This window comes from Sphingomonas olei, from assembly GCF_045369765.1.
Classification (GTDB): Bacteria; Pseudomonadota; Alphaproteobacteria; order Sphingomonadales; family Sphingomonadaceae; genus Sphingomonas; species Sphingomonas panaciterrae.
On record NZ_JBIQEU010000009.1, the window covers coordinates 74,489 to 89,910 of the forward strand.

At 67.5% G+C, this 15,422-nt stretch carries 17 protein-coding genes; 13 read left to right on the top strand and 4 right to left on the bottom strand.

The genetic code is table 11. The features are described 5' to 3' along the window. Positions 1 to 19: 19 nt before the first annotated feature. The 7 genes from astD (at position 20) to ACH0BU_RS11600 (ending at position 6,140) form a co-directional block, all read left to right on the top strand. Positions 20 to 1,429, top strand: coding sequence for a succinylglutamate-semialdehyde dehydrogenase (gene astD / locus ACH0BU_RS11570; RefSeq protein WP_296222827.1), 1,410 nt, complete (start codon positions 20 to 22; stop codon positions 1,427 to 1,429). Between the two features lie 40 nt (positions 1,430 to 1,469). After that, positions 1,470 to 2,114 (top strand): hypothetical protein, encoded by a 645-nt coding sequence (locus ACH0BU_RS11575; RefSeq protein ID WP_500264033.1) that lies wholly within the window; start codon positions 1,470 to 1,472, stop codon positions 2,112 to 2,114. A gap of 95 nt (positions 2,115 to 2,209) precedes the next feature. Next, entirely contained in the window at positions 2,210 to 3,001 is a 792-nt protein-coding gene (gene cobA, locus ACH0BU_RS11580) for a uroporphyrinogen-III C-methyltransferase (protein ID WP_314470229.1), read from the top strand. Next, the gene (locus ACH0BU_RS11585; protein WP_046411012.1) at positions 2,998 to 3,294 is read left to right on the top strand and encodes a DUF2849 domain-containing protein; all 297 of its coding nucleotides are present in this window, start codon (positions 2,998 to 3,000) and stop codon (positions 3,292 to 3,294) included. Before cobA ends, ACH0BU_RS11585 begins: the two co-directional genes overlap by 4 nt. A 42-nt stretch (positions 3,295 to 3,336) precedes the next feature. Further along, positions 3,337 to 4,968, top strand: coding sequence for a nitrite/sulfite reductase (locus ACH0BU_RS11590; RefSeq protein WP_046411014.1), 1,632 nt, complete (start codon positions 3,337 to 3,339; stop codon positions 4,966 to 4,968). Next, positions 4,961 to 5,389 carry a DUF934 domain-containing protein gene (locus ACH0BU_RS11595; RefSeq protein ID WP_046411016.1) on the top strand — a complete coding sequence of 143 codons (429 nt, stop codon included), beginning with the start codon at positions 4,961 to 4,963 and terminating at the stop codon, positions 5,387 to 5,389. The genes ACH0BU_RS11590 and ACH0BU_RS11595 overlap by 8 nt, the downstream gene beginning before the upstream one ends. Beyond that, entirely contained in the window at positions 5,382 to 6,140 is a 759-nt protein-coding gene (locus ACH0BU_RS11600; protein WP_136451491.1) for a phosphoadenylyl-sulfate reductase, read from the top strand. The genes ACH0BU_RS11595 and ACH0BU_RS11600 overlap by 8 nt, the downstream gene beginning before the upstream one ends. A gap of 51 nt (positions 6,141 to 6,191) precedes the next feature. Here the strand turns inward: ACH0BU_RS11600 and ACH0BU_RS11605 are convergent, their stop codons facing one another. Next, positions 6,192 to 7,682, bottom strand: a complete 1,491-nt coding sequence (locus ACH0BU_RS11605) for a replicative DNA helicase (protein WP_046411019.1) — start codon at positions 7,680 to 7,682, stop codon at positions 6,192 to 6,194. Between the two features lie 119 nt (positions 7,683 to 7,801). Between ACH0BU_RS11605 and ACH0BU_RS11610 the strand changes: the two genes are divergently transcribed. Genes ACH0BU_RS11610 through ACH0BU_RS11620 form a run of 3 tightly spaced genes read left to right on the top strand, consistent with a single transcriptional unit; the run spans position 7,802 to position 9,420 of the window. Continuing rightward, positions 7,802 to 8,284, top strand: a complete 483-nt coding sequence (locus tag ACH0BU_RS11610; RefSeq protein WP_046411846.1) for a UPF0262 family protein — start codon at positions 7,802 to 7,804, stop codon at positions 8,282 to 8,284. A gap of 15 nt (positions 8,285 to 8,299) precedes the next feature. Beyond that, the gene (locus ACH0BU_RS11615) at positions 8,300 to 8,965 is read left to right on the top strand and encodes a GH25 family lysozyme (RefSeq protein ID WP_314470221.1); all 666 of its coding nucleotides are present in this window, start codon (positions 8,300 to 8,302) and stop codon (positions 8,963 to 8,965) included. Continuing rightward, positions 8,962 to 9,420 carry a cytidine deaminase gene (locus ACH0BU_RS11620; protein ID WP_125945799.1) on the top strand — a complete coding sequence of 153 codons (459 nt, stop codon included), beginning with the start codon at positions 8,962 to 8,964 and terminating at the stop codon, positions 9,418 to 9,420. Before ACH0BU_RS11615 ends, ACH0BU_RS11620 begins: the two co-directional genes overlap by 4 nt. 43 nt (positions 9,421 to 9,463) lie before the next feature. On the opposite strand, the gene ACH0BU_RS11625 is transcribed toward ACH0BU_RS11620, so the two are convergent. Then, the gene (locus tag ACH0BU_RS11625) at positions 9,464 to 10,243 is read right to left on the bottom strand and encodes an SDR family oxidoreductase (RefSeq protein WP_046411025.1); all 780 of its coding nucleotides are present in this window, start codon (positions 10,241 to 10,243) and stop codon (positions 9,464 to 9,466) included. A 127-nt stretch (positions 10,244 to 10,370) separates the two neighbouring features. Here ACH0BU_RS11625 and ACH0BU_RS11630 point away from each other — a divergent pair, with 127 nt between their 5' ends. The 3 genes from ACH0BU_RS11630 (at position 10,371) to ACH0BU_RS11640 (ending at position 13,111) form a co-directional block, all read left to right on the top strand. Continuing rightward, the gene (locus ACH0BU_RS11630; protein ID WP_046411027.1) at positions 10,371 to 11,117 is read left to right on the top strand and encodes a helix-turn-helix transcriptional regulator; all 747 of its coding nucleotides are present in this window, start codon (positions 10,371 to 10,373) and stop codon (positions 11,115 to 11,117) included. 79 nt (positions 11,118 to 11,196) lie between these two features. Then, complete coding sequence (locus ACH0BU_RS11635) at positions 11,197 to 12,345, top strand: acyl-CoA dehydrogenase family protein (RefSeq protein WP_296218387.1); 1,149 nt, start codon at positions 11,197 to 11,199, stop codon at positions 12,343 to 12,345. 352 nt (positions 12,346 to 12,697) lie between these two features. Then, positions 12,698 to 13,111, top strand: a complete 414-nt coding sequence (locus tag ACH0BU_RS11640; protein WP_296218389.1) for a hypothetical protein — start codon at positions 12,698 to 12,700, stop codon at positions 13,109 to 13,111. A 19-nt stretch (positions 13,112 to 13,130) separates the two neighbouring features. Here the strand turns inward: ACH0BU_RS11640 and ACH0BU_RS11645 are convergent, their stop codons facing one another. Next, on the bottom strand, positions 13,131 to 13,874 hold the full coding sequence (locus ACH0BU_RS11645) for an acyl-CoA dehydrogenase family protein (RefSeq protein ID WP_296218391.1): 744 nt from the start codon (positions 13,872 to 13,874) through the stop codon (positions 13,131 to 13,133). Then, complete coding sequence (locus ACH0BU_RS11650) at positions 13,871 to 15,403, bottom strand: fatty acid--CoA ligase (RefSeq protein ID WP_296218393.1); 1,533 nt, start codon at positions 15,401 to 15,403, stop codon at positions 13,871 to 13,873. The genes ACH0BU_RS11645 and ACH0BU_RS11650 overlap by 4 nt, the downstream gene beginning before the upstream one ends. Positions 15,404 to 15,422 lie beyond the last annotated feature (19 nt).

Sequence of the window (15,422 nt, forward strand, 5' to 3'; positions counted from 1 at the left end):
TGACGTCAAAGGGCCATCCGTGAGCGAGATCATCTCCTTCGAACCAGCGACCGGCGCCGAATTGTGGCGCGCGGCGGTGGGAGACGTCGACGCGGAGGTCGCGGCGGCGCGATCGGGCTGGGCCACCTGGGCGGCTCGCCCGCTGACCTATCGCATCGAGACGCTGCGCCGCTTCGCCAATGTCGTGCGATCGCGGCACGAGGCGTTCGCCGACGTGATCGCGCGCGAGACGGGCAAGCCGCTTTGGGAGGCGCGCACCGAGGTCGACACGGTGATGGCCAAGGTGGATATCTCGGTGTCCGCTTATGCCGACCGGACGGCGCAGCGCCGGCTGGACGCGCCGATGGGGTCGCGCATGGCGGTGCGGCACAAGCCGCATGGCGTGCTGGCGGTGCTGGGGCCGTACAACTTCCCCGCGCATCTGCCCAACGGCCACATCGTTCCCGCGCTGATCGCGGGCAATGCCGTGGTGTTCAAGCCATCGGAAAAGACGCCGGCGTCGGGCGCCTTCCTGGTCGATTGCTATCGCGCGGCAGGCGTGCCGGAGGAATGCATCCGGTTGGTCATTGGCGGGCCGGAAGAGGGCCGCGCATTGGCCGGGCATGACGGGATCGACGGGTTGCTGTTCACCGGATCGGCGCGCACCGGCCTGGCGCTCAACCGTGCGTTCGCCGAGAAGCCGGAGAAGATCCTGGCGCTGGAGATGGGCGGCAACAATCCGATCATCGTGTGGGACACCCCCGACCTGTATGCCGCGTCGATCATCATCATCCAGTCGGCCTTCACCACCGCCGGCCAGCGGTGCACCGCGGCGCGGCGGCTGATCGTTGACCAGAAATTGTTCGATCCGCTGATGGAGCAGCTCGACAAGCTGATCTCGCGGCTGATCGTCGGCGCGCCGCATGATGACCCGGCACCGTACATGGGCCCTGTGATCGACAATGAGGTGGCCGACCAGCTGAGCGAGAGTTTCCTCGCGCTGCTGATGCGCGGCGGGCGGCCGATCCGGCATCTCCAGCGCACGCAGCCCGATCGCCCGTTCCTGCTGCCTGGCGTGATCGACATGACCGAGGCGAGCGAGCGGCCCGACATGGAATTGTTCGGCCCGATCCTTCAGGTGGTGCGGACCGAGACGTTCGACGAAGCGATCGCGGAGGCGAACAACACCCGCTACGGCCTGTCCGCCTCGCTGATCAGCCAGACACCGGGGCTGTACGATCGTTTCTGGTCCGGCGCGCGGGCGGGCATCGTCAACTGGAACCGGCCGACCAACGGCGCCTCCTCCGCCGCGCCGTTCGGCGGCATCGGCTGGTCGGGCAATCACCGGCCGAGCGCTTATTATGCGGCCGATTATTGCGCCTATCCGGTGGTGTCGAACGAGGCGGATGCGGCGCGTGCGTCGATCGGCATCGGGCTGCGCGACGCCTGATCCGGGCGCAACCCGACGGCTGGTCGGCCGTTCAGCACGGATGCGAAACCTTTCCCCGGCGCTGATCCTGGCGGTCGCGCTTGCCGCCTGCTCGTCCGAGCCCGAGAGCCCCAACAGCGCAGCGCCGGTCGATGCAACGACCGAAGCGACGGAGGGAGCCACCGTGCCGGCAGCCACCCCCACGCCGCTCAGCAGCCCGACACCGGTCGCCAGCCCGACTGCGGCGCCGACACCCGCCGAAACCCCAGCGCCGGGCAAGACGCTGGCCCTCGAGGGGTTGGGCGCGTTGCGCATTGGCGAGGCGGTGCCGCGCGGCAGCGGCTGGGCCGAGCGCGGCGCGCAGATCGATGAGGGCTGCCGCACGGTCAGCTCGCCCGCCTTCCCCGGCGTCTATGCGATCGTGACCGAGGGCAAAGTGCGCCGAATCACCGTGGGCCAGCGATCCGACGTGAAGCTGGTCGAGGGGATCCGCGTCGGATCGAGCGAACAGGCCGTGCAGCAATGGTTCCGCGGCTTTCGCGCCGAGCCGCACAAATATGAGGATCGCCCGGCGAAGTATCTGACCGCGCCCAATGCCGCGAGCGGCGACCCCGCGGTGCGGTTCGAGATCGGGCAGGACGGCAAGGTCAGCCTGATCCATGTCGGGACGATGCCGGTGCTGGCCTATGTCGAAGGCTGCGCCTGATCTCGGCGGGCAGCTCGCGGCAATAGCTGACCTAGGGGCTCGGCAATTATCGCTCGGTTGCTGCGCTGTCACGGCAGGACCATGTTCACGCAACGATGGCCAGCCTTCTTGATCCTGATGCACGCGGACGCGTGATCCTTGTTGGTGCCGGCCCGGGCGATCCGGGCCTGCTGACCGTTCGCGCCGTGGAGGCGCTGAAAGCCGCGGACGTGGTGGTGCACGACGGGTTGATCGACCCGCGCGTGCTCGACATTGCGCCGGCCGATGCGCACCGCATCTCGGTGGCGAAGCGGCGCGCGCGCCACACATTGCCGCAGGAGGCAATCAACGCGCTGATCGTGGCGCATGTGCGCGCCGGCAGCCAGGTCGTGCGGCTGAAGGGCGGCGACCCGTTCATCTTCGGGCGCGGCGGCGAGGAAGTGGAGGCGGTGCGTGCCGCCGGTCTGCCCGTCGAAGTGATCCCCGGCGTCTCGGCTGCGCTCGGCTGCGCGGCGGAGGCGATGCTGCCGCTGACGCACCGCGACCATTCCAGCGCGGTCAGCTTCGTCGCCGGCCAGTGCAAGGGGTTGACCGAACAGGATTGGTCGGGCCTCGCCGGCCAGGGACGCACGCTGGTGATCTACATGGGCGTCGCCACCGCGGATGCGATCGCGGACAAATTGATCGCCGATGGCGTCGCGCCGGACATGCCCGTCGCGGTGCTGGAAAAGGGCACCTGCCCCGGCCACCGCGCGCTGAAGACGCTGCTGGCGGATCTGGGCGCGATGGTGACGCGGGAGAAAGTGGCGAGCCCGGCGATCATCGTCGTGGGCGAAGTGGTCGAACTGTCGGATGCGGAGGACAAATTGGTAGCCTGGGCACGTGCTGCGGAGAGCATGAACGGATGAAATTGCTGACGGGGAATGATCTGGTGACCGGCGACGTCACATGGTGGACCGGCGAAGGCTGGTCGCGCCATGTCGAGGATGCCGTCGATGTGGGCGATCGCGGCGAGGCGATCGCCAAGGCGGAGGAAGGCGCGCGCCGGGTCAACGTGCCCTATGTGATCGACGCGGTGGCGACGCCCGAGGGGCCGCGGCCGGCGCATATCAAGGACCGCATCCGCGCGCTGGGGCCCACCGTCCGCCCGGACCTGACGCTGAAGCCGGCTGATCCCGATGCGGGCAGCTGGGTAATTTGACCCGCGATCCCGCCGGCGAGCGGCGGGGACCAGGAAGACACGATGTATCAGTATGACCAGTATGACCAGTCGATCGTCGACGCCCGGGTGGAGGAATTCCGCGACCAGGTGAAGCGGCGCCTCGCGGGTCAGATGACCGAGGACCAGTTCAAGCCGCTGCGGCTGATGAACGGCCTGTACCTGCAGTTGCACGCCTATATGCTGCGCGTGGCGGTGCCCTATGGCACGCTGAGCAGCCGGCAGATGCGGATGCTGGGGCATGTCGCGCGCAAGTATGACCGCGGCTATGGCCATTTCACGACGCGCCAGAACATTCAGTTCAACTGGATCAAGCTGGAGGATGCGCCCGATATCCTCGCCGAGCTGGCAACGGTGGAGATGCACGCCATCCAGACCAGCGGCAATTGCATCCGCAACATCAGTTCGGACCAGTTCGCCGGCGCGGCCGCCGACGAAGTGACCGACCCGCGCCCCTGGGCCGAGCTGCTGCGGCAATGGTCGACGTTCCACCCGGAATTCACGTACCTGCCGCGCAAGTTCAAGATCGCGGTGATCGCCGCGGCCGAGGATCGCGCGGCGATGCGGCTGCACGATATCGGGATCGAGCTGCTGAAGAAGGACGGCGTGCTGGGCGCCAAGATCTTCGTGGGCGGCGGCATGGGCCGCACCCCGATGATCGCACACGAAATCCGCGATTTTGTCACCGCCGACGAGCTGCTGAGCTACCTCGAGGCGTGCCTGCGCGTGTACAATCGCTACGGCCGGCGCGACAATATCTACAAGGCGCGGATCAAGATCCTGCTGCACGAACTGGGCCCGGACGAATATCGCCGCCAGGTCGAGGAGGAATTCGCCCATGTGAAGACGCTGGGCATCGACCCTCCGGTGGCGGAGCTGGAGCGGATCAGCGCCTTCTTTGCGCCGCCGTCGTTCGAAAGCGGCCTGTCGGATGAGGTGGATCGCAGCGATCCCGATTTCGCCGTCTGGCTGGATCAGAATGTGAAGCCGCACAAGCAGCCGGGCTATGCGATCGTGAACGTCTCACTGAAGCCGGTCGGTGGCATCCCCGGCGACGCCTCCGCCGACCAGATCGACGTGATGGCGGACCTCGGCGAGCGTTACTCGTTCGACGAGCTGCGCGTCACCCATGCGCAGAACATCGTCCTGCCGCATGTGCGCAAGGCGGACCTGTATGCGGTGTGGCAGAAGCTGACCGAGGCGGGGCTGGCCGAGGCGAACCTCGACCTCATCAGCGACATCATCGCCTGCCCCGGCCTGGATTATTGTAGCCTCGCCAATGCGCGGTCGATCCCGCTGGCGCAGAAGATCGCGCAGCGCTTCAGCGATCTCGATCGCCAGCGCGACCTGGGCGAGCTGAAGCTCAAGATCTCGGGCTGCATCAACGCCTGCGGCCACCACCATGCTGGGCACATCGGCATCCTGGGCGTCGATAAGAAGGGCAAGGAAAACTACCAGCTCTCGCTCGGCGGATCGGGGGCGGAGGACGTGAGCCTCGCCAAGATTACCGGACCCGGTTTCGACGAGGATGGCGTGGTCGACGCGATCGAGCGCGTGACCGACCGTTTCGTTCAGGTGCGCGAGCCGGGCGAACGCTTCCTCGACACCTATCGCCGTGTTGGCTTCGAGACGTTCAAGGAGGCGATCTATGGATAATCTGCTCCGCTTCCGCGACGACGAGGCGCATGACGAGCCGGCGATCACGCTGGATTCCTTCCTCGACGGCCAGACCAATGCCGGCGCGGTGCGGCTGGAAGCGGGTGACGACGCGCGCGCGCTGCTGCCGCTGCTCGGCCAGCTGGCGCTGGTCGAGGTGAGCTTCCCCAGCTTTCGCGATGGGCGCGGCTATTCCGCGGCGCGGATCCTGCGCGAGGCGGGTTACACCGGCGAGCTGCGCGCCGCGGGCGACGTGCTGGTCGACCAGATCCCGCATATGCGCCGCTGCGGCTTCGACAGCTTCGCGCCCGAAGCGCCGGTCGATGCCGAGACGCTGAAGCGCAGCCTCAACCGCTACGACCATCCCTATCAGCGCGCGGCCGATCCGGCGGTGCCCGTTTGGAAGCTACGCCATGGCTAGTGCTGCTCGTTGCCTCGACATGATCGATGTCGCGCCCGCCTTCACCGCCGCGGATGCGGCGGCGATGGAGGCGCGCTTTGCCGGCGTGTCCACGCAGGACATGCTGCGCGATCTGCTCGGCGGCGAGCTGAAGGGCCGCATCGCGGCGGTTTCGTCATTCGGGACGGAATCGGCCGTGTTGCTGCACATGGTGGCGCAGGTCGACCAGGACGTGCCGGTCATCTTCACCAACACGCAGAAGATGTTCGGCGAGACGCTGGAATATCGTGACGAGCTGTCGGAGCGCCTGGGCCTCACCGACCTGCGCGTCTTTCGCCCCGATCCGCGACTGCTGGCGGCGAAGGACGCAAACGGGCTGCGCTGGTCCTACGATCCCGACGGCTGCTGCGACCTGCGCAAGGTGGAGCCGCTGCGCCGGGCGCTGCTGCCGTTCGACGCCTGGATCTCGGGGCGCAAGGGCTTCCAGTCGGCGACGCGCGCTGCGCTGCCGCGGTTCGAGGTGGACGACGGGCGGCTGAAGCTGAACCCGCTGGCCGACTGGGACCGCGCGCGGCTGGAGGCCTATTTCGACGAGCACGAGCTGCCGCGCCATCCGCTGGAGGCGAACGGCTATCCTTCGATCGGATGCAAGCCGTGCACGTCCAAGGTGCAGCCGGGCGAGGATCCGCGCGCCGGCCGCTGGCGCGGCTGGGACAAGGTTGAATGCGGCATCCACGTGCCCGAGAAGCCGGGTGAAGAACCCGCCTTCTGACCCTTTGCGTCGCGGGGCGGGCGACCGTCGCCGCCCGGCCCCGCCGCGCGATCAATAGCCGGCGTAGTCGCTGAAACGCGTCACGCTGGGGTCGAACTTCATCGTCACCTTGCCGGTCGCGCCGTGACGCTGCTTGGCGATGATCAGCTCGGCAAGGCCATACACGCGCTCCATGTCGCTGGCCCATTGCGCGTGATCCTCGAAGATCTTCGCCGCGTCGCCTTCGGTCGGGCGCTTGGGCTCCTTGGCGGCGACGTAATAATCCTCGCGGAACACGAACCAGACCATGTCGGCGTCCTGCTCGATCGAGCCGGATTCGCGAAGGTCGGACAGCTGCGGGCGCTTGTCCTCGCGCTGCTCCACCGCACGGCTGAGCTGTGAGAGCGCGAGCACCGGGACGTGCAGATCCTTTGCCAGCGTTTTCAGGCCACGGCTGATTTCCGAAATTTCCTGCACGCGGTTGCCGTCGCTCGCCTTGCCGCTGCCCGAGAGCAGCTGAAGGTAATCGACGATGACGAGGCCAATCTCGTTATTGTGGCGCCGCTGCAGCCGGCGGACGCGGGTGTGAAGCGCGCTGATCGACAGGCCGCCGGTGTCGTCGATGAACAGCGGCAGGCTTTCGAGATCAGCCGCCGCCGCGGCGAGCTGGTGAAATTCGGCGCGACTGATGTCACCTCGACGCAGCTTTTCCGACGTGATGCGCGATTGCTCGGCAAGGATACGCGTCGCCAGCTGATCGGCGGACATTTCGAGGCTGAAGAAAGCGACCTTTGCGCCGATCGATTCGCTGGGGGCAATGCCGGCCTTCATGTCCATCATCCAGCGCTGCGCGGCGTTGAACGCGATGTTGGTGGCGAGCGAGGTCTTGCCCATGCCCGGACGGCCGGCGAGGATCATCAAGTCCGACCGGTGCATGCCGCCGATGCGGGCGTTGACGGTGTCGAACCCGGTGGTGATACCCGAGACCTTGCCGCCGGAGTTCAGCGCCGTCTCCGCCATCTTCAGCGCGACCTTGGTCGCCTGCGCGAAGCTCTTGATCGCATTCTCGGTCGTGCCGTCGGCGGCGACCTTGAACAGTTCCTCCTCGGCGAGTTCGATCTGGGCGCGCGGGTTCACCTCCTCCGACGTGTCCATCGCGCGCTCGACCAACGTGCGCCCGACCGTCACCAGCGAGCGGAGCATGGCGAGGTCGTAGATCTGCTGCGCGAACTGGCGTGCGCCGATCAGGCCCGCGCCCGAGCCGGTGAGCTGTGCGAGATAGGCCGGGCCGCCAAGTTCGCGCATCCCCTCGTCCGCCTCGAACATCGGGCGTAGCGTGACCGGGGTCGCCAACATGTCGTTCGAGCGCAGCGTCTTGATCGCGGCGAAGATGCGGCCGTGGACGGGCTCATAGAAATGGGCCGGGTCGAGCCGGTCGGCGATATCGTCGGCCAGCCGATTGTCGATCATCATCGCGCCGAGCAGCGCGGCCTCCGCCTCGACGTTGCGGGGCAGCTGAACGGGTTCGGCCGGAGCCGGTTGGGGAAATGCCAGAGTAGCCATCAGACGACCGCATCTACCCCCGATCGCGCGTTGCGTGAACCGGCAGGACGTTGAAAGCTGTGGATGAGATTGCCGCACCCCTCATTGCCGCGCCCGCCGTTGGCCAGTATCGGGTCGTGATGGCCGATCCCCGGATCATCGATATCGAACTGGACGAGCGCACGATCCTGTGGCGTTCGGCCGATATCGAGCAGGAACGGCGGATTGCGATCTTCGACCTGATCGAGGGCAATTACTTCGCCCCGCAGAAACAGCATCCCGATGGCTATGCCGGGCCCTACCGACTGGCACTGTCGGTCGAGGAAGGACGGCTGATCCTGCAGATCAAACGCGAGGATGGCAGCCCGCTGGAGGCGCACATCCTGGGCATGGGGCGGTTCCGCCGCCCGATCCGCGATTATTTCGCGATCTGCGACAGCTATTACCAGGCGATCCGGCAATCCACGCCGCAGCAGATCGAGACGATCGATATGGCCCGTCGCGGGATTCACAATGAAGCGGCGGAGTTGCTGAAGGATCGACTGGCGGGCAAGATAGAGCTCGATTTCGATACCGCGCGCCGGCTGTTCACGCTGATCTGCGTGCTTCACATCAAGGGTTGATTTGTCTTGTTTCGGTTGAGGCGTTTCCTGCTGCTCGTCGGCGTGCTTGTCGTTGGCGCGCTGTTTGCCTGGCGTGCGGCGGTGCAATGGCATCCGGCGGTGGCGGACTATGCGGTGCAGGGCGTCGACGTGAGCGATGCCAATGGCGCAGTGGAGTGGAAGGTCGTCGCCGGGGGCGGAGCCGATTTCGCTTATGCCACCGCGACGCATGGGGCGCGGCGGCGCGACCAGCGGTTCGAGGAGAATTGGGAGGGAATCGCCGGCGCCGGGATGCGACGAGGGGCGGTGCACCGCTGGTCCTTGTGCGACCCGGCGATCGACCAGGCAAATGCCTTCAACACCATGGTCCCGCGTGATGAGGAGGCGCTGCCCGCGGCGATCGATTTCGACTTTGCCGAGGATTGCGCCAACCGCCCCGACGCCGCGACGCTGATCGAGGATGTGCGCAGCGCCGCGGCGCTGATCGAGGCGCATACCGGCAAGCCCGTGCTGCTGCGCGTATCGCGCGCGTTCGAGCGCGATTATGACTTGGCGAGCGCCCTCCCCCGCCCGGTGTGGGCGAGCGGTTTCTTCTTCAAGCCCGATTATGCCGCCCGGCCGTGGCGCATGTGGCGGGCGAGCGACATACGGCGGATCGACGGCATCGACGGTCCCGTGAACTGGAACGTGGCAGCATCATGAACGACGAAGCGACTACCCTGATCGACCAAGCCCGTGCCGCGGCGCGCAATGCCCATGCGCCCTATTCCAACTTCGGCGTCGGCGCGGCGGTGCTGCTGAGCGACGGCCAGGTGGTGAGCGGGGCGAATTTCGAGAACGCCAGCTACGGCCTGTCGCTTTGTGCGGAAACGGTGGCGATCGCCACGGTCAACGCACAGGGGCGGCTGGCCGATGTGGTGGCGATCGGCGTCGTGGGCGGCATGATCCGCGATGGCGCGATCGTCGGCGCCGACGTGGTGCGCCCGTGCGGCCGCTGCCGACAGGTGATCAACGAGGCGGCGCAGATCGGCGGGCGCGACATCCGCGTGCATTGCGCGGGCGCCGAGGGCGACGCGCTGACCAGCTATCGCCTTTCGGAGTTGCTGCCCGACGCCTTTGGCCCAGCGGACCTGGGCATTTCCGCCCGCCGCGACTGATCGACACGCCACCCACAGACAAGGGTGGCGTGCCGTTGGTGGATCAGCCGAGTGCGTTGGCGCTGGCGTCGCCCAGATCGCTGCCGCCGTCGACGTTGAGGATCGCGCCGGTGACATATTTTGCCGCCGGGCTGGACAGCCACAGCGCCGCCTCGGCCACATCCGACTTGGTGCCGTAATCGCGCAGCGCGAGGCGGCCCTTGATCTGCGCCTCGCGCGCGGGATCACCGCCAAGACGCTTCATCCCCTCGGTATCGCCGATCGGGCCGGGCGAGATGCCGTTGACGCGGATCCCGGCCGGTCCCCATTCCAGCGCCAGGCACTTGGTGACCATGTTGACGCCGGCCTTGGCGGCGCAGGCGTGGATCTGGAACGCGGACGGATGCACCGCCTGCCCCGCGGTGATCGCGATCAGTGATGCGCCCGGCTTGGTCAGGTGATCGTAGCTGGCGCGGAACACGTTGAACGTGCCAAGCAGGTCGATGTCGACCACGGTCTTGAAGGCATTGGCCGACAGCTTCACCGCAGGCGCAAGGAAATTGCCCGCCGCACCCGAAATCAGCACGTCGATCGCACCGAACTTGGCCGTCGCCTGCGCATAGGCGGCCTCCAGCCCGTCATAGTCGCGCACGTCGCAGGCGATGCCGAGTGCCTCGCCACCGGCATCGCGGATGCCCTGCGCGGCAGCCTCGATCTTGTCGGCGCTGCGGCTCAGCACCGTCACCTTTGCGCCGGCCCGCGCGAAGCTGTGCGCGATCTCCAGATTGATGCCGCTCGATGCGCCCGCGACGAACACGTGCTTGCCGGAATAATCCTGGCTCATGGCTTTCCCCTCCGTACCATAACTATAGTTACGCCCCTCCATCGCGTGATCCGCGGACGAGCGCAAGACCTGCCCTTGTCGCCACCATTGCGGGCGGCTAGCGCAGCGGCAGGGAGCGGGAGCACAGATGCAGTCGGATCGATCGGCAGCCTTGTCGTGGGAGGATGTGGACGCACTGGCGGCCGAGGTAGTCGCCTATGGCGCACGCGTCGGCCTCCCCTATGTGGCGGCGCAGAGCGACCTCGGCGATCCGGTGCCGATGGCCGATCGCGACGGCCGCGCCTATGCCGAGCGGATGCCGTGGGTGTGCGCCAACGACACCTATTGGCGCAACCGCAGCCTGGCGCTGCGATCCAGCTTCCTTCACGCCGCGCGGATCTTTGCCGAGCCGATCTGGTATGCCGACGGGCGGCTGGGATCGTGGCGCGCGACGGGGCTGCTCGAGGCGATCGATTGTTCGCGGGTGACGGAGGAATTCGGCTTTACGGGCGCGCTGATCGCGCCGGTGCATCTGGCCGGAGGCCAGGTAGGCACGGTGCTGTGGGTCGCGACCCAGCCGGTCGACATGCCGGCGATCTTTGCCGAATGGGCGGAGCCGCTGTTCGCGCTCGCCTATCGCCTGCTCGCCGCTCATACCGAGCTGACGATGCGGCGCGTGCGCACGCCGCCGGGGCAATTGTCCGCGCGCGAGGCGCAATGCGTGCGCTGGGCCGCGGCCGGAAAGACCAATGCCGAGATCGGCACGATCCTGTCGCTGTCGGTGTCCACCGTCCGCTTCCACCTGCGCAATGCGGCGGAGAAGCTGGGCGCGACCACGCGCGCGCGGATGATCCAGATCGCCACCGGCCACGGATTCCTCGGCCCGCACGCCTGACAAGCCTGCTCCCTGACAAGCGTGCTCCCTGACAAGAGCGTCAGGTGCATGGCGGGCGCGCCGCGCGCACGGTGGCGGCATGGAGAGCCTGAACAGCGCAGACGCGCGCGCCTTTCGTGATGAGGTGCGCACCTTCCTGTCCGAGAAGCTGACGCCCGAGTTGCGCCGCGGCGCCCGGCGTGGGACGAGCGTGTTCCTGCACCCCGATGTCGCCGACGCGTGGCAGCGTATCCTTCACGCGCAGGGCTGGGCCGCGCCCGACTGGCCGGTCGAATATGGCGGGACCGGCTGGAACGAGATCCAGCGCTATATCTGGGCGGAGGAATATGCCCGCGCGCACGCGCCCGGCCTGTCACCGATGGGGCTGAAGATGGTGGCGCCGGTCATCATGCACTACGGGTCGCCCGAACAGAAGGCGACGCTGCTGCCGCCCATCCTGTCGGGCGAGGATCGCTGGTGCCAGGGATATTCGGAGCCCGGCTCCGGATCCGACCTCGCCTCGCTGAAACTGCGCGCCGTGCGGGATGGCGATGATTACGTGCTGAACGGCTCAAAGATCTGGACCACGCATGCGCATTTCGCCAACCGCATGTTCTGCCTGGTGCGCACCAGCACCGAGGGGCGGCCGCAGACCGGAATCACCTTCCTGCTGCTGGAGATGAACACGCCGGGCATCACCGTGTCGCCGATCCACACGCTGGCCGGCGAGCATGAATTCAACCAGGTGTTCTTCGACGACGTGCGCGTCCCCGTCAGCGGGCGGCTGGGCGAGGAGAATGACGGCTGGACCGTGGCGAAGCACCTCCTGACCTTCGAACGGTCGGGCCGCTACGCCCCGGGCCTTGCCGCGTTCCTCGACATGGTGCGCGAGGCGGCGGAGGCCACCGGCTGGCTGAGCCACGAGGGCAATCGCGAGCGGCTGGCCCGCGAGGCGATCGCGGTTGATGCCTTGCGCGCCATCGAACTGGCGGGACTGGAAGGCGGCGGGCCTGCCGACGCAGTGCGGCCGTCGATGCTGAAGGTGCTGGGCACCGAAGCATCGCAGCGGATCGACCTGCTCGCGCTGGAGATCGCTGCCGACTGGGAGGGCGACCTCGAGGACGCGCCCGACGCAATCGCAATCGCCATGCCCAAATATCTGAACAATCGCGCGGCCAGCATCTACGCCGGATCGAACGAGATCCAGCGCGACCTGATCGCGCGAGTCGTGGTGGATCAGGCGGCCTGAGCGGGAAACCGTCGCCTTCCACAGTTCACGGGGCGGGCGGCGGCGAGAACGGTGACGGGATCATCGATCCGTCTGCCCCTGATGGCTCAAGGTGAGGACGAATCAGCAGCCGCCGCGTCCGGCGAGATGGGCGGCTCGGGACTTCGGAATACCCGCAATCCGGCGTAGGAGCGGTGTGCCGCATCCTCGCTGCCGGGCGGCATGGCAAGTTGAACATGGTCTAGCGCCTCGACTGGCATTTCAGCCCTCCTCCGGATAACCCGCACATGGTGACCGGTGTGCCCATCCCTCGGAAATTGTCGCCCGCGCCGAGGCATGTTGCCGTTTGGCCGCGCACCTGTTGTGATGGGGCATGATACGGGCTTTTGCCAAATCGGTACTCGCCGGCGCGCTCGTCGGGGCGGCGCCCTATCTGCTCTTTTCCACCTTCTTCGCGCTGCTCGGCCTTACCCGGGTCGAGCAGGCCACCGACATTCCGGCCTCGCTGCTGCTGGCGATTGCGCCACTTCTGGTGGCGGCGCCGATCGTGGCGGGCGGTACGCTGCTGATCGGTCTGCCGTTCACGGCGTGGCTGGCCCGCCATGATCGCGAAAGCGCGCTGGCCTATAGTGCGGGCGGCCTTGTCGCCGGCGCAGCATTTGCCGCGCTGCTCGTCTTCGTGATCGACGTGCGCGATGGCTACTGGCTCGCTGGCCTCGGCGCAGCGAGCGGCGGCGTAACCGGCTGGACCTGGTGGACGTCCGCGCGACGGCCGGACGCCCGTTAAGACCGGATCAGGGGGTTCGTCAGGCGGCGTAGCGTCGCAGGTGATGGCGGGCGGTGCCGTCGCCTTGCGCCAGCGTGCGCGCGCGGCGGAAATAGCCGCCAAGCCGCAACTCCGCGGTCAGCCCCATCGCGCCGTGGATCTGCACCGCGCCCTCCCCGATTAGGCGAGCGGCGTCGTCGCACACGACGCGCGCGGCGGACACCGCCCGCGCACGGCCGGTCTCATCGCCATCGAACGCAGCGATCGCCGCGCCGGTGATCGCCTCAGCCTGCTCAAGGATCATCGCCATGTCCGCCATGCGATGGCGCAGCGCCTGGAAGCTGGCGATCGCGACCCCGAACTGGCGGCGCTCCTTGGAGAAGGTCGCGGCGTCGCGCAGCATCGTTCGGCACAGGCCGACGATCTCCGCGCAATGCAGCACGGTCAGCGCGTCCTCGGCCCATTGGCGCTCGCGCGGCTCCCTTGCACGCGCGAGCGCCGCGACGTCGGCATCCGCACGCGGGCCATTCTCCCCCCGCGCACCCAACCGGGTCGCAACCCAATGTTCCGCCCAGGGCAAGGCAGCGTTCGCGCGCCCGAAGGCAGCCGCAACGACCGCCGCATCGCGCAGGTCGGTGCCAAGCCCCTCCTCGTCCGCCGACACGCCCAATTGGCCGAGCCCGGTGTCCACCACGGCCGCCTGCCAGTCAGCCCCGTTGGAAAGGGCAACGTCCAGCGTCTCGGCCAGCATCCGCTGTTCGTCGGTGCGTGCGAAGCTCGTCAATTCACTCTCCGTTCGTGGCCGGACCAGAAAGGCTCGCGCAGCGTGCGCCGCAGGATCTTGCCCGACGGGTTGCGCGGCAGCGCCTCGATGAACTCGACGCTCTTTGGGCATTTGAACCCGGCGATCCGCTCGCGGGCATGGGTGATGATCGCATCGCCGTCGCATTCGGCGCCGGGCTTCAACACCACCATCGCCTTCACCGCCTCACCCCATTTGGGGTCGGGGACGCCGATCACCGCGACGTCCGCCACGGCGGGATGGCCGTAGATCGCGCTTTCCACCTCCGCGGGATAGACGTTCTCCGCGCCGGTGATGATCATGTCCTTGATGCGGTCCTGGATATAGAGATAGCCCTCTTCATCAAGGATCCCCGCGTCGCCGGTGCGCAGCCATCCATCGCCGATCAGCGCCTTGGCGCTTTCCTCCGGCTTGTTCCAATAGCCGCGCGTGTTGTTTGGGCTGCGGATCGCGACCTCGCCGATCTCGCCGGGCGGCAGCGTGTTGCCATCCTCGTCGATGATCTTCAGCTCGACGCCAGGCAGCGCCTTTCCGGCGGCGGTCATCTTGTGCTCGCGCCCGGGCAGGTGATCCTCTGGCGGGAGGGCGACGATCGAACCCCACGTCTCCGTCATGCCATAGACCTGGACGAAGCCGCAGCCGATCCGCTCCACCGCCTGCTGCAACAGCGGCAGCGGGATCGGGCTGGCGCCGTAGGACAGGGTCTCGATCGAGGAGAAATCGGCCGTCGCCGCCTTGGGATGCTGCAGCATCAGGCCGATCGCGGCCGGAACCAGGAACAGCCGGCGGACGCGATGCTCGGCAATCGCGTCCATCACCGCGCCCGCCTCATATTCGGCGTGGATGATGAGTTCCTGCCCGCTGTTGACGGCGCCAAGCGCGACGCCGACGCCGCCGATATGGCCGTACGGCATGGCGATGATCGTGGTGTCACCCGGATCAGCGAGCAGCCAGTCAATCCGCGCGTCGATCTGCTTCTGCCGCTGCTGAATGCCATTGGCGTGGCTCAGCATCACCCCCTTGGGCGCGCCGGTGGTGCCCGAGGTGTAAAGCTGGAGCACCACGTCGTCCTCGGTGACGGTCACCGGCGGCGGCGTGCTGCTCTGCGCGTCGCGCCAGCGGGCGAAGCCGTCGTCCATGACCACCACCTGCGCGGCCGGAAAGTCGCGGGCGAAGGCAGGCTCGACAAACAGCGTCTGCGCACCGGAATCGCCCAGGATGCCGTCCACTTCAGCGGGGGCCAGCCGCCAGATGATCGGCACCAGCACCATGCCAGCGCGGGCAGTGCCGAGCGCCAGTTCGACCGCCCAGTCGCTGTTCTTACCGACATAGGCGACGCGATCACCGTGCTTCAGCCCCATCGCCAGTAGACCGTTGGCGATCTGCGACGCATGGGCATCGAAGGTCGCATAATCGGTCACCCGGTCCTCGAACCGAAGCGCCACCTGCTGCGGCCGTTCCGCCGCGTGCCGCGCCAGTGCCTCACCGAATGTCGGCGGCAAGTTCGTCATGCCTCTCCCGCTCCTCTCT